The sequence below is a fragment of the Acidovorax sp. SUPP2539 genome, assembly GCF_030158975.1.
Classification (GTDB): Bacteria; Pseudomonadota; Gammaproteobacteria; order Burkholderiales; family Burkholderiaceae_C; genus Paracidovorax.
This window is the reverse complement of the sequence record NZ_BQXJ01000002.1, coordinates 511,008-534,887: the sequence shown is the minus strand read 5'-3', so window position 1 is coordinate 534,887 and position 23,880 is coordinate 511,008. Positions and strand designations below refer to the sequence as shown.

Annotated in this window: 23 protein-coding genes; 10 read left to right on the top strand and 13 right to left on the bottom strand. The window is 67.8% G+C overall.

What is annotated here, in order from left to right; genetic code table 11:
- Nucleotides 1–11: 11 nt before the first annotated feature.
- Nucleotides 12–857 carry a hypothetical protein gene (locus AVTE2539_RS10055; protein ID WP_284410243.1) on the top strand — a complete coding sequence of 282 codons (846 nt, stop codon included), beginning with the start codon at nt 12–14 and terminating at the stop codon, nt 855–857.
- A gap of 27 nt (nt 858–884) precedes the next feature.
- On the opposite strand, the gene AVTE2539_RS10050 is transcribed toward AVTE2539_RS10055, so the two are convergent.
- Complete coding sequence (locus AVTE2539_RS10050; RefSeq protein ID WP_284410241.1) at nt 885–3,485, bottom strand: ATP-binding protein; 2,601 nt, start codon at nt 3,483–3,485, stop codon at nt 885–887.
- Between the two features lie 212 nt (nt 3,486–3,697).
- Nucleotides 3,698–4,993: an AsmA family protein gene (locus AVTE2539_RS10045; RefSeq protein ID WP_284410224.1), complete on the bottom strand. Its 1,296-nt coding sequence runs from the start codon at nt 4,991–4,993 to the stop codon at nt 3,698–3,700.
- Nucleotides 4,994–5,267: 274 nt separating this feature from the next.
- Between AVTE2539_RS10045 and AVTE2539_RS10040 the strand changes: the two genes are divergently transcribed.
- Complete coding sequence (locus AVTE2539_RS10040; RefSeq protein WP_284410222.1) at nt 5,268–6,554, top strand: solute carrier family 23 protein; 1,287 nt, start codon at nt 5,268–5,270, stop codon at nt 6,552–6,554.
- A gap of 37 nt (nt 6,555–6,591) precedes the next feature.
- Here AVTE2539_RS10040 and AVTE2539_RS10035 read toward each other — a convergent pair whose 3' ends face one another.
- A complete protein-coding gene (locus tag AVTE2539_RS10035) occupies nt 6,592–7,320 on the bottom strand; it encodes a TFIIB-type zinc ribbon-containing protein (protein ID WP_284410218.1) in 729 nt (242 codons plus the stop codon).
- 166 nt (nt 7,321–7,486) lie between these two features.
- Between AVTE2539_RS10035 and scpC the strand changes: the two genes are divergently transcribed.
- The 4 genes from scpC (at nt 7,487) to AVTE2539_RS10015 (ending at nt 11,860) form a co-directional block, all read left to right on the top strand.
- Complete coding sequence (scpC, locus tag AVTE2539_RS10030) at nt 7,487–9,004, top strand: succinyl-CoA:acetate CoA-transferase ScpC (protein WP_284410216.1); 1,518 nt, start codon at nt 7,487–7,489, stop codon at nt 9,002–9,004.
- Nucleotides 9,005–9,099: 95 nt separating this feature from the next.
- Nucleotides 9,100–9,522, top strand: a complete 423-nt coding sequence (locus AVTE2539_RS10025) for a hotdog fold thioesterase (RefSeq protein WP_284410214.1) — start codon at nt 9,100–9,102, stop codon at nt 9,520–9,522.
- 269 nt (nt 9,523–9,791) lie between these two features.
- Nucleotides 9,792–10,709, top strand: coding sequence for a serine/threonine protein kinase (locus AVTE2539_RS10020; RefSeq protein ID WP_284410212.1), 918 nt, complete (start codon nt 9,792–9,794; stop codon nt 10,707–10,709).
- Nucleotides 10,646–11,860, top strand: a complete 1,215-nt coding sequence (locus tag AVTE2539_RS10015; protein ID WP_284410210.1) for a hypothetical protein — start codon at nt 10,646–10,648, stop codon at nt 11,858–11,860. The genes AVTE2539_RS10020 and AVTE2539_RS10015 overlap by 64 nt, the downstream gene beginning before the upstream one ends.
- Nucleotides 11,861–11,862: 2 nt before the next feature.
- Here the strand turns inward: AVTE2539_RS10015 and AVTE2539_RS10010 are convergent, their stop codons facing one another.
- Together AVTE2539_RS10010 and AVTE2539_RS10005 are read right to left on the bottom strand one after the other, a co-directional pair.
- Complete coding sequence (locus AVTE2539_RS10010; RefSeq protein WP_284410208.1) at nt 11,863–12,534, bottom strand: helix-turn-helix domain-containing protein; 672 nt, start codon at nt 12,532–12,534, stop codon at nt 11,863–11,865.
- Between the two features lie 434 nt (nt 12,535–12,968).
- Nucleotides 12,969–13,541 carry a cob(I)yrinic acid a,c-diamide adenosyltransferase gene (locus AVTE2539_RS10005; protein ID WP_284410206.1) on the bottom strand — a complete coding sequence of 191 codons (573 nt, stop codon included), beginning with the start codon at nt 13,539–13,541 and terminating at the stop codon, nt 12,969–12,971.
- Nucleotides 13,542–13,708: 167 nt separating this feature from the next.
- Between AVTE2539_RS10005 and AVTE2539_RS10000 the strand changes: the two genes are divergently transcribed.
- Complete coding sequence (locus tag AVTE2539_RS10000) at nt 13,709–14,089, top strand: EF-hand domain-containing protein (protein WP_284405612.1); 381 nt, start codon at nt 13,709–13,711, stop codon at nt 14,087–14,089.
- A 131-nt stretch (nt 14,090–14,220) separates the two neighbouring features.
- On the opposite strand, the gene AVTE2539_RS09995 is transcribed toward AVTE2539_RS10000, so the two are convergent.
- The 8 genes from AVTE2539_RS09995 to AVTE2539_RS09960 all read right to left on the bottom strand — a co-directional run bounded on the left by AVTE2539_RS09995 (nt 14,221) and on the right by AVTE2539_RS09960 (nt 21,298).
- A complete protein-coding gene (locus AVTE2539_RS09995; RefSeq protein ID WP_284410205.1) occupies nt 14,221–15,009 on the bottom strand; it encodes an amino acid ABC transporter ATP-binding protein in 789 nt (262 codons plus the stop codon).
- Nucleotides 14,996–15,646 carry an amino acid ABC transporter permease gene (locus AVTE2539_RS09990; RefSeq protein WP_272566202.1) on the bottom strand — a complete coding sequence of 217 codons (651 nt, stop codon included), beginning with the start codon at nt 15,644–15,646 and terminating at the stop codon, nt 14,996–14,998. Before AVTE2539_RS09990 ends, AVTE2539_RS09995 begins: the two co-directional genes overlap by 14 nt.
- Before the next feature lie 32 nt (nt 15,647–15,678).
- Complete coding sequence (locus AVTE2539_RS09985) at nt 15,679–16,341, bottom strand: amino acid ABC transporter permease (RefSeq protein ID WP_284397113.1); 663 nt, start codon at nt 16,339–16,341, stop codon at nt 15,679–15,681.
- Nucleotides 16,342–16,390: 49 nt separating this feature from the next.
- Nucleotides 16,391–17,200 carry a transporter substrate-binding domain-containing protein gene (locus AVTE2539_RS09980; RefSeq protein WP_272566205.1) on the bottom strand — a complete coding sequence of 270 codons (810 nt, stop codon included), beginning with the start codon at nt 17,198–17,200 and terminating at the stop codon, nt 16,391–16,393.
- Nucleotides 17,197–17,958 (bottom strand): GntR family transcriptional regulator, encoded by a 762-nt coding sequence (locus AVTE2539_RS09975; RefSeq protein WP_284397649.1) that lies wholly within the window; start codon nt 17,956–17,958, stop codon nt 17,197–17,199. The genes AVTE2539_RS09980 and AVTE2539_RS09975 overlap by 4 nt, the downstream gene beginning before the upstream one ends.
- Nucleotides 17,959–18,049: 91 nt before the next feature.
- A complete protein-coding gene (locus tag AVTE2539_RS09970) occupies nt 18,050–19,558 on the bottom strand; it encodes a carboxylesterase/lipase family protein (RefSeq protein ID WP_284410195.1) in 1,509 nt (502 codons plus the stop codon).
- A complete protein-coding gene (locus AVTE2539_RS09965) occupies nt 19,555–20,550 on the bottom strand; it encodes a Bug family tripartite tricarboxylate transporter substrate binding protein (RefSeq protein WP_272566210.1) in 996 nt (331 codons plus the stop codon). The genes AVTE2539_RS09970 and AVTE2539_RS09965 overlap by 4 nt, the downstream gene beginning before the upstream one ends.
- Nucleotides 20,551–20,626: 76 nt before the next feature.
- Nucleotides 20,627–21,298 (bottom strand): TetR/AcrR family transcriptional regulator, encoded by a 672-nt coding sequence (locus tag AVTE2539_RS09960; protein WP_284410186.1) that lies wholly within the window; start codon nt 21,296–21,298, stop codon nt 20,627–20,629.
- 134 nt (nt 21,299–21,432) lie between these two features.
- On the opposite strand from AVTE2539_RS09960, the gene AVTE2539_RS09955 reads away from it, so the two are divergent.
- From AVTE2539_RS09955 to AVTE2539_RS09945, 3 genes are all read left to right on the top strand, one after another.
- Nucleotides 21,433–22,857 (top strand): FAD-binding oxidoreductase, encoded by a 1,425-nt coding sequence (locus AVTE2539_RS09955; protein ID WP_284410180.1) that lies wholly within the window; start codon nt 21,433–21,435, stop codon nt 22,855–22,857.
- A gap of 41 nt (nt 22,858–22,898) precedes the next feature.
- Nucleotides 22,899–23,324 carry a hypothetical protein gene (locus AVTE2539_RS09950; RefSeq protein ID WP_284410177.1) on the top strand — a complete coding sequence of 142 codons (426 nt, stop codon included), beginning with the start codon at nt 22,899–22,901 and terminating at the stop codon, nt 23,322–23,324.
- Nucleotides 23,325–23,391: 67 nt separating this feature from the next.
- Nucleotides 23,392–23,766 carry a DUF485 domain-containing protein gene (locus tag AVTE2539_RS09945; RefSeq protein ID WP_284410175.1) on the top strand — a complete coding sequence of 125 codons (375 nt, stop codon included), beginning with the start codon at nt 23,392–23,394 and terminating at the stop codon, nt 23,764–23,766.
- Nucleotides 23,767–23,880 lie beyond the last annotated feature (114 nt).

Here is a 23,880-nt window from a genome sequence, read left to right as displayed (position 1 = left end):
AGCCCTTTGCCATGCCCAATGCCCTCCTGAAGTTCGCCTACAACGACCCGGTGCCCAGCGTATTGACCCTGGTGGTGGGCAACAAGCTGCGCGTCAAGCTCGAGGCCATCGACAAGCGCCAGAAGCTCGTCGCCGTGAGCGACATCCCCAACCTGCTGGAGGTGAGCAGCACCCACAACAGCCGCGCCGACTCGTGGGCCTTCGTGGTCACCGCCCTGCGCGAAGGCAATGCCAAGCTGGCCATCCAGGTCCAGCAGGGCGCGGGCGCCCCGCTGCTGACGATCACCCCGCCGCTGGTCAGCATCACGATCCGAAAGCCGGTGTCGCTGCCCGATGCCGCCTCCGAGGCCGGCATGCTGATGCGCCTGTTCCTGGCCGAGGCCCCGGCGCCGCAGACGTGGCGCGACACCGGCGTGAAGGACATCGAGGACGCCAAGCAGGGCATGCGCATGATGCGGCGCGTGCTCCACAACCGGCTCGCTTCGGGCAAGCCGCAGGACTTCGGCGCCCCCAATGCGCGCAGCCTGACGGACATCGTGCGGGCCAGCGCCCACGGCGTGCAGTTCAAGGGATTCGACCAGTATCCCCGGCTGGGCGGGGGCCAGGAAAAGGTGATCAACGGGGTGCTGGCACTCGTCAACGACGCCACCAACCTGCGCTGGAACGTCCAGTACACGGCCTTCTACAACGCGGCGCTCGAGGTGGCCACGGAGGGCCTTGCGCCCGACCCCAGCCCGACCGGGCTCTTCGGCTGGCGCACCGCCGGCTCGGGGGCGCCGTCGCGCGAGTTCAGCGAGTTCAAGACCTCGGGCGGCAACACGTTCTTCACGCACGCCACCCAGCGGGTCCGCCCCTGAACCAAAAGCGCACGGGGCCCGTGCCCCTCAGCGCTCAATCATCTCCCGCACCTTGGCGGCCAGCGCGCCCACGTCGAAGGGCTTGGTGATCACCTCCATGCCGTATTCCAGCAGGCCGTTGCCCACGGCCGCATTCTCGGCATAGCCGGTGATGAACAACACCTTGAGGCCGGGGCGCGTGACGCGGGCGGCGTCGGCCACCTGGCGGCCGTTCAGGCCGCCGGGCAGCCCCACGTCGGTGAGCAGCAGGTCCACGCGGCGCCCGGACTGCAGCACGTGCAGGCCGGCCGGCCCGTCGCCCACCGAGACGACCCGGTAGCCCAGGTTTTCCAGCTCTTCGGCGATGAGCCCGCGGATGATGGACTCGTCCTCGATGACCAGCACCACCTCGCCCTCGCCGCGGTGGCCGTCGATGGCCGGCAGCTCGGGCACCTCGGCATCGGCGTCGCCCAGGTACCGCGGCAGGTACAGGCACATGGTGGTGCCCTCGCCGGGCACCGAATAGATGCGCACCTGCCCGCCCGACTGGCGCACGAAGCCGTACACCATCGACAGGCCCAGGCCCGTGCCCTGCCCCATGGGCTTGGTGGTGAAGAAGGGGTCGAACGCGCGGGCGGCCACGTCGGGCGCCATGCCAGCGCCGGTGTCGGTCACGCACACCGAGATGTACTGGCCCGGCGCCAGCTCGCGCTCGGTGGCGGCGCGGTCGTCCAGCCACTTGTTGGCGGTCTCGATGGTCAGCCGCCCGCCGTGGGGCGACATGGCGTCGCGCGCGTTGATGCACAGGTTGAGCACCGCGTTCTCCAGTTGCGACGGATCGACCCGGGTGAGCCACAGCCCCCCCGCGCCGACGACCTCCACCTCCACGCCCGGGCCCACCGTGCGGCGCACCATCTCCTCGATGCTGCCGATGAGCCGGTTGACGTCCACCGGCTTGGGGTCCAGCGTCTGGCGGCGCGAGAAGGCCAGCAGGCGCTGGGTGAGGGACGCGGCACGGCGCACCGAGCCCTGCGCCATGCCGATGTAGCGCTCGGCGTTGTCGAACTTGTGCAGCGCGATGCGCTTTTCCAGCACCTGCAGGCTGGCGCTCATGGCGCCCAGCAGGTTGTTGAAGTCGTGCGCGATGCCGCCGGTCAGCTGGCCGATGGCCTCCATCTTCTGCGCCTGGCGGTACTTGGCCTCGACCTCCATCAGCTCGTGGGTGCGCTGCGCCACCGCCTGCTCCAGCGACTCGTTGACCTCGCGCAGCTGGGCCTCGGTGCGCGCGCGCTCGGCGGCGGTGCGCGTGCGGGCGGCCACTTCGCGCATGAAGGCGATCTCCTCGCCCGTCCACTCGCGCACGTGCTCGTGGTGGGCGAACAGCATGGCCACCAGCTGGCCGTGTTCCACCACCGGCATGTTCATGAAGGCGCGGGCGCACAGCCCCTCCAGCGCCGGGGCCCGGTCGCGGGTGCGGGCGTCGCCGCGCACGTCGGCCACGCACACGGATTCATCGCGCGCCAGGTCGTCCAGGAAGCCGCCGAAATCGGGCAGGTGCAGCACCGGCGCGAGCGGATCGCAGCCGGGCGCCATCCAGTCGTGGTGCACGTGCACGGCCTGCGCGACGGCATCCACCGCGCCATAGCCCGCGCGGCTGACCTTCAGGGTGCGGCCCAGCGTTTCGGCCGCGGCCAGGCAGACGGCGTCCACGCTGTCCAGCGACCGCAACTGGTCGGAAAACCGCGCCAGCGCCTCGCGCCGCGCCTCGGCCGCCATGCGCTCGGTGATGTCCACACCCTCCACGAAGATGCCGGTCACCGCGCCCGCGGCATCGCGGATCGGCTGGAAGACGAAGTCCACGTACAGCTCGTGCTCCGGCCCGCCAGGCTCGGCCTGGCGGACGTAGCGGGCGGCATGCGCCGTGAGGGCCTCTCCGCTGCCATAGACCCGGTCCAACAGCTCGACATAGCCCTGCGTGGCCGCGTCCGGCAGCGCCTGCGCCACGGTCAGGCCCAGCAGCGGCCGGTTGCCCACGAGCCGCAGGTAGCCGGGGTTGGCCAGCACGATGCGGTGCTCGGGCCCTTCCAGCATGGCCATGAAGCTGGGCGACTGCTCGAACAGCTGGGCGAAGCGCTCCTGCTCGCCCTTGAGCTGTCGCTCGGTCTGGACCTTGGCGGTGGTGTCCACCACCAGTGCGAGCACGCCCGCAGGCTGCCCGGTCCCGTCGAGCAGCGGCGAGTAGTCGAGGTTGATCCACACCGGCTCGGCACGCCCGTTGAGGTTCAGCACGAAGGGCTGGTCGCGGTAGCTCAGGGTGCCACCGGCCAGGACGGTCTTCACGACGTGGCGGTTGAACTGCGCCGCCTCGGGCCAGGCGTCGCCGATGTTGCAGCCCAGCAGCTGCGGATGGCGCTGGCCCGAGAAGGCCGCATAGGCGTCGTTGTAGAGCAGCACGCCGGACTCGCCCCACAGCGTGGCCATGGGCACGGCGGCGTGCAGCATGGTGGAAATGGCCCATTGCATGTGGGCCGGCCAGGCGGCCAGGGGGCCGAGGGGCGTGGCGGCCCAGTCATGTCGGGCGATGCGCTGCGCCATCTCGCCGCCGGAGGCGAGAAACGAAGGGGGATGGGTGGGGATACCGCTGGACATGGCACGGCTTCCTATCGATCGAAAGCGACCCGCCCCATGCCCGGCGGGGCCGGATTGCGACCCGTCATACGACCACTCCTTCCTGTTGATTTGCTCCTGAATTCATAGCATAACGCCCTAGTGTTTATTGCGGTGACTGGCATTTTTCAATGGGGTTATCCATGCTGCACCAAAAAAGAAGATCCAGGCCTTGCGGCGGGTTCCGGGCGCGCTCAGCGGCGCGGGGCCGGGCGTTTGGGGGGCGGCACCTCCGGCTCGTCGTCACCGAAGATGCGGCGCAGGGTTTCACCGATGCGGGCGCCGATGGCCGTGCCGACGCCCGGCGCCACGGCCGTGCCCACGGCCGCCCCGGCCAGCGCGGCCGGCGGAAGGGTCAGCGTGGTGTCGTCCATGGTGCCGCCGAATTCGAGTGGAATGCCCACCACGCCATCCACCAGGTCCACGGCCACGTGGCCGCTCACCCGCCGGTTCTGCAGCACCGCGTCGCCCGTGGCCGTGAGCACGCCGGAGGTCGCCTTGAGGTCGCTGTAGCGCACGATGGTGCCGCCGCGGTCCGCCTCGGTGCGCACCACGCCTTCCAGGCTGTCGAGCTGCGTGGTGCCACCGCGCTGGGTGCCCACGGTCTTCACGGCCCGCTCCAGGTCGAAGGTCAGCAGCCGGGCCCGCGCCACCGTGAAACGGGTGCGGGTGTGCAGGGCCTGCACCGCCTCGGCCGGGTCGGCCCCCTCGGCGATCAGGTCGGTGTGGCCGCTGGCCTTGCCGGCCACCACGGCGCGGCGCTCGAAGGCGGCCATGACTCCCTCCACATCGACGCCGGTGAAGTCGATGGCGCCCGTGACCCGATAACGGCCGTTGATCTCCTGCAGGCGCAGGGTGCCCTGCTCGGTGCGCCCGCCGGCGGACACATCGGCCCGCCAGCGGTCCTCGGCGCCCTCGCGCGTGATAGCCATGCGTGTGGGCACGGGTGCGCCAGTGCGCTCCAGCCAGGCCTGGCGGGGCCGCCATGCGGTGTCGAATTCAGCGCTGCCGGCGTAGACGAGCGTGCGGCCGTTGCGGCCGATCCAGCGCACGCCTTGCCAGTCAGCCCGCTCCACCGGGATGGGAGCCAGGGTGAACGGCAGGGAGGATTCGGCGCCATCATCGGTGGGCCGCACCTGGAACTCCGAAAGCGAGGCCTGCGGGATGGTGGCGTTCTCCAGTTGCAGGTCGGTCAGCGCCAGTCGCCGGTGCAGCAGGTCGCCCCAGCGCACGCCGGCCGAGAGGCGCTCGGCGCTCAAGGGGGCTTCCTGTTCGGTGCGCACGTCGCGCAGTTCCACGCGCGGCGAAGGAAACAGCGACCAGTGCAACTGGCCGACCTTGACCGGCACGCCCAGCCGCTCGGTCGCGGCATCGCCTGCGCGGCGGGCCAGCTCGGCCTCGGACGGCCACCAGATCGCCAAGGCGGCCGCGCACGCCAGCGCCACGGCAGTGGCGCCCAGGGCAATCCAGCGGAGGCGGTGGCGCGGCATGTGCGTCAGAAGGGTTCGAAAAGGTCAAAAAAGCCCCGGGGGCGGGCGGCGGGACGTGCTGCGATACCGAAGGGCTACGTTATCGCAGGCCCCGGCGGCCACAGGTCGGCCCTGTCCTACGCGGCTGTGGGTCCAGGGGCCGAAACGCGCCGCCTCGCCCCCCGGCCGCACCGGTGTGCATTGACCCTAAACTCGCCCACGCCCCACCGGCCGTTCCCCCATCCAGACGGCACCCGCACGCCGAGGTGCCCATACCTTTTCAGGAGACCTTCCCGTGACTTCCCCCTACTTTCCCCGCTGGCGGGTGACCACCGCTGCCCAGGGCGCCGTCGTCGCCCCCGACGAACGCCTGCCCTGGGGGCAGACCGCCGTGATGGGCGTGCAGCACGTGATCGCGATGTTCGGCGCCACGGTGCTCGCGCCCATCCTGATGGGGTTCGACCCCAACGTGGCCATCCTGATGAGCGGGCTGGGCACGCTGATCTTCTTTCTCATCACCGGCGGGCGGGTGCCGAGCTACCTGGGCTCCAGCTTCGCCTTCATCGGCGTGGTCGTGGCCGCATCGGGCTACGCCGGCCAGGGACCCAATGCCAACATGGCCGTAGCGCTGGGCGGCATCGTCGCGTGCGGCCTGGTCTACACCCTGATCGGCGCGCTGGTGCAGGCCATCGGCACCGGCTGGATCGAGCGCTTCATGCCCCCCGTGGTGACGGGCGCGGTGGTGGCGGTGATCGGGCTGAACCTGGCCGGCATTCCCATCAAGAACATGGCGGCCAACAACTTCGAGAGCTGGATGCAGGCCGTCACCTTCGTGTGCGTGGGCCTGGTGGCCGTGCTCACGCGGGGCATGGCGCAGCGCCTGCTGATCCTGCTGGGGCTGATCGCCGCCAGCGTGGTCTATGCCGTGTTCACCAATCTGCTGGGCTGGGGCAAGCCGATCGACCTGTCGGCCCTGGCCTCCGCCCCCTGGCTGGGCCTGCCGCACTTCACGGCGCCGGTGTTCAGCGGCCCGGCCATGCTGCTGATCGCGCCCGTGGCCGTCATCCTGGTGGCCGAGAACCTGGGCCACATCAAGGCCGTGACGGCCATGACGGGCCAGAACCTGGATCGCTACATGGGCCGCGCCTTCATCGGCGACGGCATCGCCACCATGGTGAGCGGCAGTGCGGGCGGCACGGGCGTGACCACCTATGCCGAGAACATCGGCGTGATGGCCGCCACCAAGATCTACTCCACCGCCGTGTTCCTGGTGGCGGGGCTGATCGCGCTGCTGCTGGGCTTCAGCCCGAAGTTCGGCGCGCTGATCCAGGCGATTCCGCTGCCGGTGATGGGCGGCGTCTCCATCGTCGTGTTCGGCCTCATCGCCGTGGCCGGCGCCAAGATCTGGGTGGACAACCGGGTGGACTTCTCGGACAACAAGAACCTCATCGTGGCGGCCATCACGCTCATCATCGGCACGGGGGACTTCACGCTGAAATTCGGCGACTTCGCGCTGGGCGGCATCGGCACCGCCACCTTCGGCGCCATCGGCCTCTACGCGCTGCTGAACCGCCGGCGCTGACCCCTGCCGCAGCGGGCGCCCGGCCGCTGGTGCGGCCTCAGCGCCGCACCAGCGTCCAGACCAGTTCCAGCCCCGCGGCCAGCAGATCGAAACCTTCGCCCGCGCCGGTCAGCCGCTCCCGCTCCATCTCGCGCCGCTCGCGCGAACGCACGCGCTCCAGGGCCACCAGCGCATCGGCCACGTCGGAGGGCCCGGGCGCAGAGGTAGCCGGTGTGGCCCGCGCCGCGCTGGCGTGGCGGTCCAGTGCCCGGTCCACGGCCTGCGGGTCCAGCAGCGACAGGGCCGAGCGGCAATAGGGACAGGCGTGGTCGTTGCGGATGTCCACCGTGCCGCCGCAACTGGTGCACTGGATGGTGCCCACTCGCTCGGCCAGCGCGTCGATCTCCGCCACCGACAGGTGCCGCACGAACCCCTTTTCCACCATGAGCGAGCCGAAGGTGCTGAACCGGCCGTGCCCCGCGGGGCAGCGGAAGGTCTTGTACCGCCCGCCCTTGACCACGTCGAAGCCGGGCTCCAGCGCGCGCGGGCAGTGCGGGCATTGCAGCCGCTGGGCCACCGGGTGGCGCGCATCCCCGCGGTGCTGGTGCAACAGCTCGAACAGCGCCACCACCCCGGCCGGGGCCAGGCGCGTGTTCTCCCGCGGGTCGAACCACAGGCCCTGGCAGGCAAAACACAGGTCCAGCTCGATGGTCTCGCTGCCGTGCGAGCGGAAGCGATGGGACTCGGCGGGCTGCCGGCAGGAGGGGCAAAGGGAGGTCGTGGACATGGGCGGCATCGATCGTACCGCCGGTCGCCGCGGGTGCATTCCAAAGTGACCGGGACCGCTTTCGCTCACGGGTAAACCCTGAGTGGCGACACAGGCGGCTGCTAAGATTTCGAGCCGCCTTGCGGTCCCTTGCGGCCGCCTCTCCTTGCGCAGAAAGCACCCTCCTATGACCCCACCCAGCCGCGTTCTCAACCCCCTGCTGCGCGAACGCACCCTGTCGGCCGAACAGGCCGCCGAGCTGATTCCCGACGGCGCGCGCGTGGGCATGAGCGGCTTCACCGGCGCGGGCTATCCCAAGGCCGTGCCGGCGGCGCTGGCCCGCCGCATCGAGAGGCTGCATGCGGCCGGCGAGGCCTTTCGCATCGGGCTGTGGACAGGGGCCTCCACCGCGCCGGAGCTGGACGGCGCGCTGGCCAAGGTGGGCGGCATCAGCATGCGCATGCCCTACCAGTCCGACCCCACCTGCCGCCAGCAGATCAATGCCGGCCAGATGCAGTACGTGGACACCCACCTGTCGCACGTGGCGCCCTACGTGTGGTTCGGCTTGTGGGGCAAGCTGGACGTGGCGGTGATCGAGGTGGCCGGCGTGCTGCCCGACGGCCGGCTGATCCCCTCATCGTCGGTGGGCAACAACAAGACCTGGCTGGACCAGGCGGACCGCATCATCCTGGAGGTCAACAGCTGGCAGCCCGAGGGCCTGGAGGGCATGCACGACATCTACTACGGCACCGATCTGCCGCCCAACCGCGTGCCGATCCCGCTGGTGCGCCCGGCCGACCGCATCGGCGAGCCCTACCTGCGCTGCGACCCGGCCAAGGTGGTCGCCGTGGTGGCCACGCACGCGCCGGACCGCAACTCGGCCTATGCCGCACCGGACGACACCTCAGAGCGCATCGCCGGCCACATCATCGAGTTCCTGCAGCACGAGGTGGCGCAGGGCCGCCTGCCGCCCGGCCTGCTGCCGCTGCAATCCGGCGTGGGCAACATCGCCAACGCCGTGCTGGCCGGCCTGAACGCCGGCCCGTTCGACCACATGACGGCCTACACGGAGGTGCTGCAGGACGGCATGCTGGACATGCTGCGTTCGGGCAAGCTCGACAGCGCCTCGGCCACGGCGCTGTCGCTCAGCCCGGCGGCCACCGAGGAATTCACCCGCCACATCGACTTCTACCGAGAGCGCATCGTGCTGCGCCCGCAGGAGATCAGCAACCACCCCGAGCTGATCCGCCGCCTGGGCCTGATCTCGATGAACGGCATGATCGAGGCCGATCTCTACGGCAACGTGAACTCCACGCACGTGATGGGCTCGTCCATCATGAACGGCATCGGCGGCTCGGGCGACTATGCGCGCAACGCCTATCTGTCGATGTTCCTCACGCCGTCGCTGGCCAAGGGCGGCGCCATCTCGTGCATCGTGCCCATGGCCTCGCATGTGGACCACACCGAGCACGACGTGCAGGTGATCGTGACCGAGCAGGGCCTGGCCGACCTGCGCGGGCTGTCGCCCTCGCAGCGCTCGCGCGTGGTGATCGAACGCTGCGCGCACCCGGACTTCCGCCCCGCGCTGCGCGACTACGTGGCCCGCGCCGAGGCCAGCGGCTGCGGCCGCCACACGCCCCACCTGCTGGGCGAGGCGCTGTCCTGGCACGAGCGCTACGTGCGCACCGGCACCATGCGCGCCTGAGCGACTCCTGCGGCGGCAAGGGCGCCGGATAATCCGGGCCACTTTCCCGGCCGCCCGCGGCGGGCCGGCCCCACCCACCAACGCGAGGAATCCCCATGCCCATCTGGAAGCGCCCCATCGACCTGTCCACCGTGCAAGCCGGCAACGAAGGCACCGCCGTGTCCCACCTCGGTATCGAATTCACCGAGATCGGCGACGACTTCCTGCGCGCCCGCGTGCCCGTCGATACGCGCACCAAGCAGCCCTTCGGCCTGCTGCACGGCGGCGTGAGCGTGGTGCTGGCCGAGACGCTCGGCTCGGTGGGCGCGGTATATGCATCGCCCGAGGGCTGGCACGCCGTGGGGCTGGACATCAACGCCAACCACCTGCGCTCGGCCCGCAGCGGCTGGGTGACCGGCACCGCCAGGCCCGTGCACATCGGCCGCACCACGCAGGTGTGGCAGATCGACATGGTCAACGACGAAGGCGAGCTGACCTGCGTGTCGCGCATCACGATCGCCATGCTGGCGCCGCGCTGATCTCGTGGCAAGGCTAAATGTGAAGTCGTGAATGAGCTCAAGACTCTGGATCGCAGACTCGCCGGTCAAGTACAGAAGGGCGAGGGCACGGAAGGTGTAATGCAAACATTAGATTCAGGTGTTTTTCTCAGTGGCGAAGTTGGTTTTCTCCTGCTATCTTTCTTATATAGAAATTGCCAGCAAATTTTGCGCTAAGCTGAAACGTATAAGTTACAGGGGGGAGAATGCCAACCGATACGCCACAACTACGTGGTCACCTATGCGCATGTTTGCCGAGCCTTATCATCGATGAGGTTGCTGCCGAGTCGGGCCAAAGGGTGGTGTACTTCGCCCATTTTGACGACTCTCTGATTCCCGTAGACATACCACCTCCAGACGAGGAACCTGATAAAGCAGGCTTCCTTTATGGCTGGGGTGGATGGGGGCAGATCGTAGTGAAAGTGGTGTCTGGCGCAGGGGCCGACACACTTGCGAGGCTTCAGGCTGAGACTGCAATCCTTGAAGAGGTGCGTCCGGCAGATTTTCCGAAGCTGCTGTACAGCAACTTGTTTACGGAGAATCCAGTCACAGAAGTGCGCCTTGCAGAAGGGCTGTATGTCACCGTAGAAGAGTTCATTGAGTCAAAACCACTTAATGAGGTCCTTGACCGGTATCGAGGTAACGAGCCAGCCATTGTCGAACTGGCGATCGGCGTGGCCAACGCAATATTCCCTTTGTGGGAGCACCCCAAAAGATTTGTTCACCGGGACATAAAACCGGCAAACATTTTGATTAGACCTTCGGGAGAAGTCGTTGTCATTGATCTGGGAATCGCCAGAGAGACAGGTGTCGAAGGACTCACTCAAGAGGGATGGGGCCGAGCTCCGGTAACGGTGGGGTATGCGGCGCCTGAGCAGATCGCAAACGACAAGGCAGCAATCAGTTTCAAGTCCGACTTCTTTGCTCTCGGAGTCCTGATGTACTACCTCCTGAGTGGGGCCAAGCCGTTTCATCTACGGACAAGAATGGACATGGCTGAAGTGGCGGAAGCCACTGAGTCGTTTGACCCTCCGGTCCTGAAAGATTTCTGCGGTGCTTCAATGGCGTTCTCCGCCTTTGTCGAGAAAGCGATGATGAAGAAGCCATGGCAGCGCCACAGAACTCCCGAGATATTCATCACCGAGTTGAACGCAATGAGGAGTGTTTGATGCCGATAGGCTTGTTACATCAGGTTGGACATAACAGCAACTGGAACGTCAGTTCTTTTGAGGAGGACGGTTGTGGTGACGGCCTCATCCTCAGCCCACTACACCAAGCGAAGAATAAGGTGGAGGAGCTTTCGCGGGCAACTCGCGAGGTCTCGCTGTTTGATCCGCAGTTCTATCTTCCCAGTTCCAGAAAGCAGAAGCTTCTGAGCTATCCATTCTTTCCTGAAGGAGTTGATGGCGGCTTCCAGACCTCAACGTTCGTATCCCACGCGTCAATGGTGGCCAAGGCATGCATCGACTTTCAGGTGGAGCAAGGTTTCCGGGCGGTTGTCGTACCCACTCGATTCCTGAATCAGATGTACCCGGACTACTTCGAGAGGCAGGGGCGATTCACTGTCGATGCCTTCATCGAACAGGCTCAGGGCAAGCCCCTGTGTTTGTCGGTGGCGGTCACCTCGCACATGATCCTGGATCCGACATGGCGGAACATGCTGCTGAACTGGATCACGTCCTTCCCCAATGTGGAAGAGATGTATCTCATGTACCAGCATGAGCGCGATTTGAAGCAAATACAGGACCCCGAATTTTTGAGAGAGGGCATCCGCTTCTTTAAGGACGTGCTGGCCACAGGCCTGCGGTTGACGGTCGGCTATACGAACACTGAAGGACTTCTGCTGACTGCCGCTGGCGATCTGGATATCACCATGGGGGCATTCGAGAACACGCGAATCTTCTCCGTCGATAAATTCTTGGAATCTGAAGGAGACCGGCGGGGGCCAAAGGCCCGTATCTACCTGCCGGGCCTTCTGAACTGGGTTCAGTTTGAAGATGCCAAGAGTATCCGTGCACGTGCGCCTGAGGTGTGGAGGGAGATTTACCGTCCAACGGACTGGTCGGAAGAGGCACTAGAGCGACCTCTTGAGCCGACTTTCAATCAACCCCCGCTGTACAAACATTACTTCTCGAACACCCATGACATTGTGCAGGAGCTAAACGAATTCAATCTCCGTGATCGGCGAGCTTACTTGTTGAGACGTGTTGAGATCGGTCTTTGGGCATACCGTGAACTGAGCTCGAAAGGTGTGCAGCTTGAACGACATGGGCAAGGGGGCCACCTCCCAGCCTGGCGATCTGTATTACAGGCTCTTTGACGCTACTTCCCTGTCGCTCGAGCCGCCAGAACGGCCTGGGCTTGCCAACGTTTGCCGGTGCTCACGGGGCCCGCAGAGTGAGCTGAGCAGTGGATGAAGAGACCTTGAGGTCGGCTCAGTGAAGCAAGGCCCACACCAGAAGCCTTGAACCGTTCGATCTGAGCGATGGCAGCGCGAGCAAACTTGTGGTCCATAACGACCCAAGATTCGTCAGCGAACTGAAGATTGCGGTAAGCCTGGATGAGGGCCCTTTGCCAACTGCTCAGCTTTGCTTCTACCGCGATGATGCGTCCGTAGGGCGGAGTGGACACCGCCACAAGAGCGAAGCCGTCTTTAGAGGGACGTGCGAGTCCAGAGGCCAACAGTTGACCTAGGAGCCTATGGGCACTTGATCTGGACACACCGACACAAGCCGCGAGCTCGTCCAAGGAATGGATGGATGCTCCAATGCTGCCATCAAGAAGAACCGCGACGCGTGGCGAAATGCTCGCCAGGGCTCTCAAGGCTTTAGAACTGCTGGGCGTCCTCTTGGACAGCACAAGGTCCGCAATTCCAACCCCTGCGTCGACCTCGAATTCAACTTTGTACTGTCGACTGCGAGCACGCCTAATACTGGCAGCAATTGCCTGCACAAGCTGTTCTTCTGTTTCAAATCCTGCGTTCTTCAAGATCATCCCAAGCCATCTCTTGGTAAATGGCACCAAGAACCCGCGCCATGCCCGAAATGCTTTTGTGAGCGCCGCGAGCCGGGACTATACGTATGTTGCAATTGCCGGGTAGGCATGTTTGAAGTCTGTTTCGATGCTCTGCTTTGTGCAGGAAGGACATTCCTCAGACTGCGGTTGAGGTCAGTCCCAAATGGGCTTGTTCTTCCAGCCAATCCTCGAACTTCTTCGGGTAGCGAAGGCCGGGCTGTTTCGCTTGCAACAGACGAAGTTGCCGCGTCCAAACACAATGTCGAACGGCATTACAAACTCTCTCAGCAAAAGCTCACCTTAACCCTACACCACATCGGTAGAGCGCTCCACGGGACAGGAGATTTCATCGCGTCGCTCATTGATTCTTTAAGGTGCAATAGGTAGCGAATGTATTCTTTCTTTGCACTAGCCTACGAGGCCCCGGACTCCGCGCGCGCTAGGCGCTCGCTCTTCCAGTACACGTCGTCGCCGCCATCCAGGCGGTTGAGCACGCGCGCCAGCACGAACATCAGGTCCGACAGCCGGTTGAGGTAGCGCCGCGGCGCATCGCGCACCGGCTCGGCGGCGCCCAGGGCCACCACCGCACGCTCGGCGCGGCGGGCGACGGTGCGGCACACGTGGGCCTGCGCCGCGGCGCGCGTGCCGGCGGGCAGGATGAATTCGGCCAGCCGCGGCAGCGCCGCATTGTGGGTGGCCAGGGCCTCGTCGAGCTGCACGAGCGCCTCGTCCTTGAGCAGCTCGAAACCGGGAATCGACAGTTCGCCGCCCAGGTTGAACAGCTGGTGCTGCACGTCCGACAGCAGCGTGCGCACCTCGGCCGGCAACGGCTCGCACAGCAGCAGGCCGATGTGGGAATTGAGCTCGTCCACATCGCCCATGGCATGCGGGCGCGGGCTGTCCTTGGAGACGCGGGTGTTGTCGCCCAGGCCCGTGGTGCCGTCGTCTCCGGTGCGCGTGGCGATCTGTGTCAGTCGGTTGCCCATGGGCTGCTCCTTGTGCGTTGCAAGCCGCGCTGGAGGCGGCCGCGGGCATTGTGCGTTACAACCGGCAGGCAAATGTGTATCAGGGCAACAGCGGGCAAAATCACTGGCCGGGCACCGCAGGTTGCGGTGCAATGCAATCCTGTTCAACTTTCACGGAGCGTGAACCCATGGCACCTCAGCAACGACGCACCCTTCCTTTCGACAGCCGCAGCGTGATGCTGTTCGCGGCGATCACCCTGGGAGGTGCCGCAGTGCATGCACAAACGCCTTCCCCGACCCTCACCTCCCCGTCCAACCAACCTCCCCAGACCGCGTCGGGCACCTCCATGGGCCTGCATCCCGGCGCCAAGGGCGCCACCTTCGGCGGCTCGCAGCCAGCCGCACAAACTTCCAGCGCATTCGATCGCGTTGACAGCGACAAGAACGGACAACTGACCCTGGCAGAGGCCGCACGCCTGCCCGCCATCGGCAACCGTTTCAAGGAGCTCGACAAGGACCATAACGGTGCCCTGTCGCGCTCGGAATTCGAGGCCGGCGCCCACTCCTGACGCCGCCCGGAGCAACTACCACACGAACTCCACTCCACCCCGACGGGCCCGCATGCTGAGGAGCATGCGGGCCTTGATGCGTGTGCGGGCACGGACGGCCCGCCGTCAGGGGGGCTGCCGGCGAGGGCAGCTCAATCCTTGAGCGACGACAGGAACTGCCGCAGTTCCGGCGTCTGCGGGTCGCCGAACAGGTCCTGCGGCGGACCCATCTCGTGCACGCGGCCCTGGTGCATGAAGATCACGCGGTTGCTCACCTTGCGGGCGAAGGCCATCTCGTGCGTGACCATCAGCAGGGTCATGCCCTCGCGGGCCAGCGACTCCACGACGCGCAGCACCTCGCCCACCAGTTCGGGGTCGAGGGCCGAGGTGATCTCGTCGCACAGGAGCACGGCCGGCTCCATGGCCAGCGCGCGGGCGATGGCCACGCGCTGCTGCTGACCACCCGACAGCTGGTCGGGCATGGCGTCGAATTTCTCGCCCAGGCCCACGCGCTGCAGCAGCCGGGCCGCCTGTGCGGCCGCGTCCTTTTGCGAACGCTGCTTGACCAGCGTGGGGGCCAGCATGACGTTGCGGCCCACCGAGAGGTGCGGAAAGAGATTGAAGTTCTGGAAGATCATGCCCACGCGCTGGCGCAGCTCGCGCATGGCCATGGCGCTGTCGTGCAGCAGCGGCTTGCCGTCCACCGTGAGCGCGCCGTCCTGGAAGGTTTCCAGGCCGTTGATGCAGCGCAGCAGCGTGCTCTTGCCCGAGCCGCTCTTGCCGATGATGGCGATCACCTCGCCGGGCTGCACCGTGAGGTCGATGCCCTTGAGCACCTCGTTGGTGCCGTAGGACTTGCGCAGCGCGGTGACCTGCACGATGGGCCGGCCCGACGGCGCGGGCACGGCGGGCGCGTCGGCCAGGGTTTCAGCGGCGGCCATGGAACTTCCTTTCGAGGTGTTGCGCATACAGGCTCACGGGAAAGCACAGCGCGAAATAGACGAGCGCCACGCAGGCGAAGACGGCGAACGGCTTGAAGGTGGTGTTGGCGATCATTCCCCCGGCCTTGGTCAGCTCCACGAAGCCGATCACCGAGGCCAGCGCCGTGCCCTTGACCACCTGCACCAGAAAGCCCACCGTGGGCGCCGTGGCGATGCGCACGGCCTGTGGCAGGATCACGTGGCGCATCTGCTCGCCGAACGACAGGGCCAGGCTGCCCGAGGCCTCCCACTGGCCCTTGGGCACGGCGGCCACGCAGCCGCGCCAGATCTCCACCAGGAAGGCGCTGGTGTAGAGCGTAAGCGCCACGGCGGCCGAGGTCCAGGCCGACACGTTGAGCCCGAGCAGCGCCAGGCCGAAGTACGACAGGAACAGCTGCATCAGCAGCGGCGTGCCCTGGAAGACCTGCACGTAAACGCCCACGGCACGCTCGGCCACGCGGCCGCCGGTGAGCCGGGCCACAAGCAGCAGCCCGCCCACCAGGCCGCCGCCGACGAAGGCGATCAGCGAGAGCACGACGGTCCAGCGCGCGGCCAGCAGCAGGTTGCGCAGGATGTCCCAGAAGGTGAAATCGACCATCTCGCGTTCCTAGAAAAATGCCCGGGCCATGCTCAGCGGCCGAAGAGAAAGCGCGGGCCCACCCAGTGCAGCAGCCGGCGCAGCGCGATCGAGAGCACGAGGTAGATGCCCGTGGCCACGATGAACGATTCGAAGGCGCGGAAGTTGCGGCTCTGGATCAGGTTGGCGGCGTAGCTCAGGTCCTGCACCGAGATCTGGCTGCACACGGCCGAGCCCAGCATCACGATGACGATCTGGCTCACCATGGCCGGCCACACCTTCTTGAGCGCGGGCGGCAGCACCACGCGCGTGAAGACCTGTACCCGCGACAGCGCCAGACTCACCGCCGCCTCGATCTGGCCGCGCGGCGTGGCCTGGATGCCGGCGCGGACGATCTCGGTCGAGTAGGCCCCCAGGTTCATCACCATGGCGATGAACGAGGCCGCCTCAGGCGAGAGCTTCAGGCCCGCCGCGGGCAGCCCGAAGAAGATGAAGAACAGCTGCACGATGAAGGGCGTGTTGCGGACGAGTTCCACATAGGCCGCCACCGGCCAGCGCAGCGCCGCCGGCCCCTGGGACCGTGCCCAGGCGCAGGCGATGCCCACCGCCATGCCCACCACGGTAGCCACGGCCGTGAGGGCCAGGGTCCAGGCCACGCCCGTGGCCAGCAGCGGCCACTGCGACAGCACGGCCATGAAGTCGAACTCGATGCGCATGGGCTAGCCGATCAGGTCAACGGGTGGAGGTATGCGGGCGGCCGGGGTCTCACACCGGCAGGTCGCCGGCGGGACGGCCCAGCCACTTCTTGGCCATGGTGTCCAGCTCGCCGCTCTTCTTGGCGCCGGCGATGATTTCATTGACCTTGGCCATCAGCGCGGCCTCGCCCTTGGGCAGGCCGATGAAGCACGGGCTGTCCTTGAGCAGCAGCTTGTACTCGGCCTGCAGCTGCGGGTTCTTCTGCATCATGTTGCCCGCCACCGAGGCGCTGGTGGCCACGAACTGCGTCTGGCCGGCCACAAAGGCGGCGATGGTGGCGTTGTTGTCCTCGAAGCGTTTCACGTCGATGCTGGGCGGGGCGACCTTGGCGAGTTCCTGGTCCTCCATGGCACCGCGCGTGACCGCCACGCTCTTGCCGGCCAGGTCGCTCCAGGCCTTGGCCGTGAGGGACTTTGGACCGAACACGGCCTGGTAGAACGGCGCATAGGCCGAGGTGAAGTCGATGACCTTCTCGCGCTCGGGGTTCTTGCCCAGCGTGGAGATGACGAGGTCGGCCTTCTTGGTCTGCAGGTAGGCGATGCGGTTGGCGCTGGTGACGGCGACCAGTTCCACCTTCACGCCCAGCTTGGCGGCGATGAGCTCGGCCATGTCGATGTCCAGGCCCTGGGGCTTGAGGTCGGTGCCGACGAAGCCGTAGGGCGGGTAGTCGGTGGGGATGGCGATCTTGATGGTCTTGGACTTCAGGATGTCGTCCAGCGCGGTCTGCGCCTGTGCAGGCGCCACGGCGCACACGAGGCCGGCGGCGGCCACGAGGCCCAGGGCCAGGCGGCGGGAGAGAAAGCGGGTGGCGAAGGTCATAGCAAGGCTCCTAGGTAGGTGGATGCGTCGCCTGGGGACGCGGCGGGGGAAGGGGAAGCGGAAGGGGCGGCCGGGCCACTGGCGGCGCCGGCGCGCACGGGCGCCAGCGCGCTGCGCAGGTGTTCGAGCGGATCGGCGCTGGCCTGCAGCCGCAGGGCGGACTGCACCGAGCCGATGTGCTCGGCCATCAGCGATTCGGCGCGGGCGATGTCGCCCGCCTCCAGTGCCTCGACGATGCGCACGTGGTCTTCGCACGATTGCGCCGCGTCGTGCGACGACTGGTACAGCATGGCGATGAGCGTGGTGCGCGCGGTGAAGTCGCGCAGCGTGTCGGCCAGCAGGCCGTTGCCAAGGCACTCGGCCAGGCACACATGGAAGTCGCCCAGCAGGAAGCTGCGCGCGCCCACGTCGCTGCCCGCCAGGGCCGCCTTCTCGCGCTGCAGATGGGCCCGCAGCTTGCGCACCGCGGCCTTGTCCACCGTCTTCAGCTGGTGCAGCAGGCCCAGTTCGATGACGCGGCGCGCCTCGAAGGCCTCGCGCGCTTCGTCCTCGGAGGGCTCGATCACGTACCAGCCACGGCGCGCACTGACGGTGACGATGCCACGCGTGGACAGACGCGTCAGCGCCTCGCGCACGATGGTGCGGCTGCAGTCGAACAGCATGGCGAGTTGCTGCTCCCCCAGGCGCGCGCCGGGGGCGAGCTTCTGGGCCATCACGGCTTCGATGATGCGGTTGCTGATTTCAGTGGCGCTGGTCATTGCCACAGAACTACGCAGGTTCCGTGCCAACTGGTATACAAGTCAGATGCACCAGTTTGGCGACTGGCGGGCCGCCCCGGATCCGTTCAGTTCAAAGCACGCCGTCCCACGCGTCCAGCGTGGCGGAGGCCGGCGCCGGGCCGCACCAGCCCAGGTCGTCGAAGAACTGCATCCAGGGCGTTCCGGGACCGTGCTCCGGCCAGCCGGGGTCGCCCTGCACCACGAAGTCCGCCCACGCACCGTGCATGGCATCGGCCAGCGGCTGCGGCGGGGCATCGCCGGTCAACTCGCTGCCGGTGGACGTGGCCAGGCGGTCGAAGACGAACGGCAGTTCCACCCCGTGCGCGGCGCCCAGTTGCCCGCCGCACTGCGGCGAGCGCCATTCCAGCTCGTACCGGTGCACCGGCAGCCGGTTCGCGGCGGCCAGGGCCGCGATGCGCCGTGCCGGCACGCGGTAGTAGTAGTCGGACTGCATGGCGCACAGCATCTCGCCGGCATGGGCGCCGCCCTCGCACGCGGGCAGCGCCGCATACGCCGCACGCGCCGCGGGCGGCAGGCCCGTGTCCCGCATGAAGACCGTGACCTGTTCATCGGTCACGCGGTCGATGGCGCCGCCGGGCACGTGGTACAGGCGCATCTCCTCGGCATTGCTGCCCACCAGCACCTGCAGCGGCGGCCGCGGCCGCGACGGATCGGACCATTGGCGCTGCAGCGCTGCCAGCGGCGCCTGGGCGAGCACCTGACCGTCGATCACCGGACGCAGCGGGAACACGTTGCGGCGGCTGATGCCGTGCTGGTCGCGCAGGGCCGCGTCCTCGGCCAGCCGGTGCACGGCGAACAGCACGTCCGCCGGCGGCGCCGCGCCCAGCGCTGCGAGCGTGGGGGCCACGCCCAGCAGTTGCGCCACGGCAGTGCGCACCACGGTGGCCTCTTCGACGGTCTGGCAGGCCACGCTCGGGCTTTGCAGGATGACGCGCTGGAACAGGCCCTGCGCCGCCGGCATGCCCATCAGGCAGGCGATGGCGCCCGCGCCCGCCGACTGGCCGAACACCGTCACGCGCCCGGCATCCCCGCCGAAAGCCGCGATGTGCTCCCGCACCCAGCGCAGCGCGGCCAGCAGGTCGAGCAGGCCCCGGTTGGCAGGCGCCTCGCCACCGAAGTGCATGAAGCCGTCCACGCCCAGCCGGTATTGCAGCGACACGAACACGATGCCCTTGCGCGCGAACGACGCGCCGTCGTACAGCGGGTCGCTCGCACCGCCGCGCAGAAAGCCGCCGCCGGGAATCCACACCATCACCGGCAGGTTCGCACCCGCACGGGGCTCGGGGGTCCACACGTTCACCGCCAGGCAGTCCGGGCCGCCCAGCGGGCGGGCCCGGGCACCGCCGCCGCGCGGCCACTGGGGCGGCACCGGCGCGAAAGCCATCGCCTCGCGCAGTCCCGACCAGGCGGGCGCGGGCTGGGGGGCTAGAAAGCGCAGTGCGCCTTGCGGGGCCTGCGCATAAGGCACGCCGCGAAACACGGCGACGCCACGGTCAAGGCGCCCCTGCAGCCCACCTCCGTGGGAAAGGTGCACGCACGGCACGGTATCCAGAGTCATTCAGTGGCCAATCCCAGTTTGTCGATCAACGGTTTCCAGACCGAAGTATCGCGTGCCGCCCAGGTGCGCGCATCCCCCGGGACGGACGCGGCCAGCGTCACGTTCATGGCCTCCATCCGCGCGCGGTAGGACGCATCGCCGCTGCGGCATTTCTCGGTCGCGGCATTGAGTGTGCCCAGCAGCGCGGGCGGCGTGCCGGCCCGGGCCACCACGGCGATCCACGCGGTGCGGGCCAGGTCCTTGGCGGCCGGCAGGGCCTCGCCGATCGAGGGCACATCCGGCAGCAGGGGCGAGCGCTGCGGCGCGAACACCGCCAGGGGCACGAGCTTGCCCGACCTGGCATGCGGCGCGGCCGTGCCGATGACCAGCGTCATCGCCTGGATCTGCTGGCCCATGAGGGCGGTGAGGCCGGCGCCCTCGCCCACGAAGGGCACGTGCGTGCCGGACACGCCCATGCGGTCGAGCAGCGCCGACGTCAGCAGATGCGCCGGGCTGCCCTTGCCGGGCGAGCCGAAGTCGAGCCCGCCCGGGTGGGCCCTGGCCTGGTCCGCCAGCTGCGCCAGCCGCGTGATGCCCAGCCCCGCCGGCACGGCCAGCACCAGCGGCGTGCTGCCCAGCACCGCCACGCTGTCGAAGTCGTGCAGCGGGTCGTAGGGCGGCTGCCGGTAGACGTAGGGCGTGATGGTCATCTGCGACATGCCGATGGTCATCAGCGTGTAGCCGTCGGCCGGCTGGGACTTGAGCGCATTGACCGCCAGGATGCCGTTGGCCCCCGGCTTGTTCTGCACCACCACGGGCTGGCCCATCTCGCGCGCGGCGCAGTCGGCCCAGGCGCGCGTCATCGCATCGGACGCGCTGCCCGGCGGCTGCTGGGCGATGAGCTGGATCGGCTTGGCGGGGTAGGCCGCGGGCTGGGCGCCGGCCGCGAAGGCCAGCGACGCGAGCGCGGCGCCGGCCAGGGCGCGCCGTGCGCCTGTGCGAGGGGGGTTCATGGTGTGTCTCCTGTTGTCGTGATGGATGCCGGGTGCCCTGGGGTGCGAACGTGCCCGGGCCAGGGCACGGCGCCGGTCATGCCGCGCGCGGGGGCCTGGCGCGGGGTCGGGGTTTCGATGCCGGAGCGCCCGCGCGGGCCCGGCCATCGCAGCGCTGCGCGATGAGCGTGGTCAGGCAATCGAGCTGCGCATGGGTGGCTTCGTCCGCGGGGCGGAACATCTCCAGCAGGCCCAGGCCGCGCAGGGTGGAGAACACCAGCCCCACGAACCCTTCGCGCTCCGGGTCGCCCGCCAGTTCAGGGAACGCCTCGAAGAACCCCGTGTGCATGCGCGCATTGAGGTCCTGGCGCAGCGCGGCGATGTGCGCCACCACCTCGGGCTGGTTGCGGCTGCCCAGGTAGACGTTCCACGCCGCCATGAAGCGCGGCTGCGCATAGACGATGTGCCACGCGGACCGCACGAAATGCTGCGCGCGCTGCAACGCCGGCAGCGATGCGGCGGGCCACAGCAGGCCCTCGCGGTCCTGCGCCGCGATCAGCTCGGCGAGCACGCGCATCATCAGCGCGGCCTTCGACTCGAAGTGGTGCTGCACCGCCCCCGACGTCATTCCCGCCGTGCGGGCCAGCTCGTGGATCGACATCGCCTCGAAGCTGCGCGACTGGATGACCTCGATGGCCGTGGCGATCAGGCGCTGCTGGGTGGCGGCGCTGCGCTCGGCATGGGTGCGGCGGGGCGTGCGATGGATCATCGGCGGCAAACGTTATACATTTCGAACGTAATGTAAATACGCGGCAGCGAGACCGTCAATCCCGGGCAATCCCCTGCCTGCGACGGGCTGCCTACAATGAAAAAGCCGCACCCATTCCAGCCTGGAGACACGCCATGAACGCCCCCGCCGCCGCCAAGCACCTGCTTCCTGAAATCCACCTGCGCCCCGTTCCGCAGGCACTGCTCGACGCACTGGCCGCCCGCTTCGGCGCGCAGTGCTCCACGGCCCAGGCGGTGCGTGAACAGCACGGCCGCGACGAGGGCTCGCTCAAGGCGCCCCCTCCCTCAGCCGTGGTGTTCGCCGAAACCACGCAGGACGTGGCCGACGCCGTGAAGCTCGCCGCGCAGCACGACGTGCCGGTGATTCCGTACGGCGCGGGCTCCTCGCTCGAAGGCCACCTGCTGGCCGTGCAGGGCGGCATCAGCATCGACGTGAACCGCATGAACCGCGTGCTCAGCGTCGATGCCGACGACCTCACCGTGACCGTGCAGCCCGGCATCACGCGCAAGCAGCTCAACGATGCCATCAAGGACACGGGCCTGTTCTTTCCCATCGACCCCGGCGCGGACGCCAGCATCGGCGGCATGTGCGCCACCCGCGCCAGCGGCACCAACGCCGTGCGCTACGGCACCATGCGCGAGAACGTGCTGGCCCTCGAAGTGGTGACGGCCGGTGGCGAGGCCATCCGCACCGGCACACGCGCCAAGAAGAGCGCGGCGGGCTACGACCTCACCCGCCTCATGGTGGGCAGCGAAGGCACGCTGGGTGTGATCACCGAGGTCACCGTGCGCCTGTACCCGCTGCCAGAGGCCGTGTCGGCCGCCATTTGCTCGTTCCCGAGCATCGAGGCCGCCGTGCGCACCACCATCCAGACCATCCAGCTGGGCGTGCCGATCGCGCGCGTGGAGCTGATCGACGCGCACACCGTGCGCATGGTCAACGCCCACAGCAAGTTGGGCCTGCGCGAGGAGCCCATGCTGCTCATGGAATTCCACGGCTCGCCGGCCGGCGTGAAGGAGCAGGCCGAGGTGGTGCAGGAGATCGCGGCCGAGTTCGGCGGCAACGCGTTCGAATGGGCCACCACCCCCGAGGAGCGCACCCGCCTGTGGACCGCGCGGCACAACGCCTACTTCGCCGCGGTGCAAAGCCGCCCCGGCTGCCGCGCCATCAGCACCGACACCTGCGTGCCCATCAGCCGCCTGGCCGACTGCCTGCTCGACTCGGTGACCGAGGCCGACGCAAGCGGCATCCCCTACTTCCTCGTCGGCCACGTGGGCGACGGCAACTTCCACTTCGGCTACCTGATCGACCCCGAGAGCGCCGAAGAGCGCCTGAAGGCCGAGGACCTGAACCACCAGCTCGTCGCCCGCGCCCTGCGCCTGGGCGGCACCTGCACGGGCGAGCACGGCGTGGGCCTGCACAAGATGGGCTTCCTGCTGGACGAGACCGGCGCGGGCGCGGTGGACATGATGCGGGCCATCAAGCGCGCGCTGGACCCGAAGAACATCCTGAACCCGGGCAAGATCTTCGCGCTGTGACGCGGGCGGCCGAAGGCCGGCCCCTTGCAGCGATTCAAAACATGGCACGTTCTCCGGACGGAACCCACCGGGCGGTGCTGCGCTTCGAAGGCGAGATCCGATTCGGCCCCGAGTACTTTCGCCTGTCGATCGACGGCCGCGGCATCCCGCACCGGATCTTCGGCCAGCCCCTCCTGTGGTCGCCCGACTCGCGCTTTCTGGCCACGCAGGAATGGCTGACCACCGACTACGCCACGGGGCCCATCACCTGCGCTGCGCTGATCGACGTGGACAGGTGGAAGATCGCCCGGCTGGAGGTGCTGGCCAAGGGCTTTGCGCAGGACTTCCGATGGGAGGGGGCCACCCTCCATTACCAGCAAGTCTTTGCAGCTCGATCCACGGCCTTCTCCGCCCAGGCCACGCTGGAATCCGTGGCAGGCTGGGCGCCCATCGACGCCGCCCCGCCGCGTCCAGCCGAGGGGGCATGACGCCTGGGACCGCGTCGCCTGCAACGCTAAAGTCTGACCCAAGGGCCACCACCCACCAGGAGAATCCATGAAGTGCTTCGTACACCAGGCCGCCGACGCCGTGGGCACCTGCCGCGCCTGCAACAAGGGGGTCTGCCCGGCCTGCGCCAAGGACCTGGGCCATTCCATCTGCTGCAGCCAGGGCCCTTGCGAGACCAAGGCGCGCACGCTGGATTCGCAGGTCGCGCAAAGCAGCGTGGTGCTGGCCGCGCAGCGGCGCAACCGGTTCCTCGCGCCCCTGTTCTTCATCTTCGCCGGGGCCCTGTTCATCGCCTTTTCCGGTAGCGGCAAAGGGTCATGGTTCAGTTTCGGCCATGCCTTCGGGCTGGGGTTCATCGTTTTCGGCATCGTCCTGGGCATTGCCAGCCACCGGTACGCCAGGGAACTCGAACGCAAGGCCTGATGCACCGCCGGCCGGCGCCACCCGCCATGCACGGATGGCCAAAAGGCACCCCAAGGCATGAGATGCTCCGCCAAACGCCCAACGCAGGCTTTTGCGTCCATCCAACCATTCCAA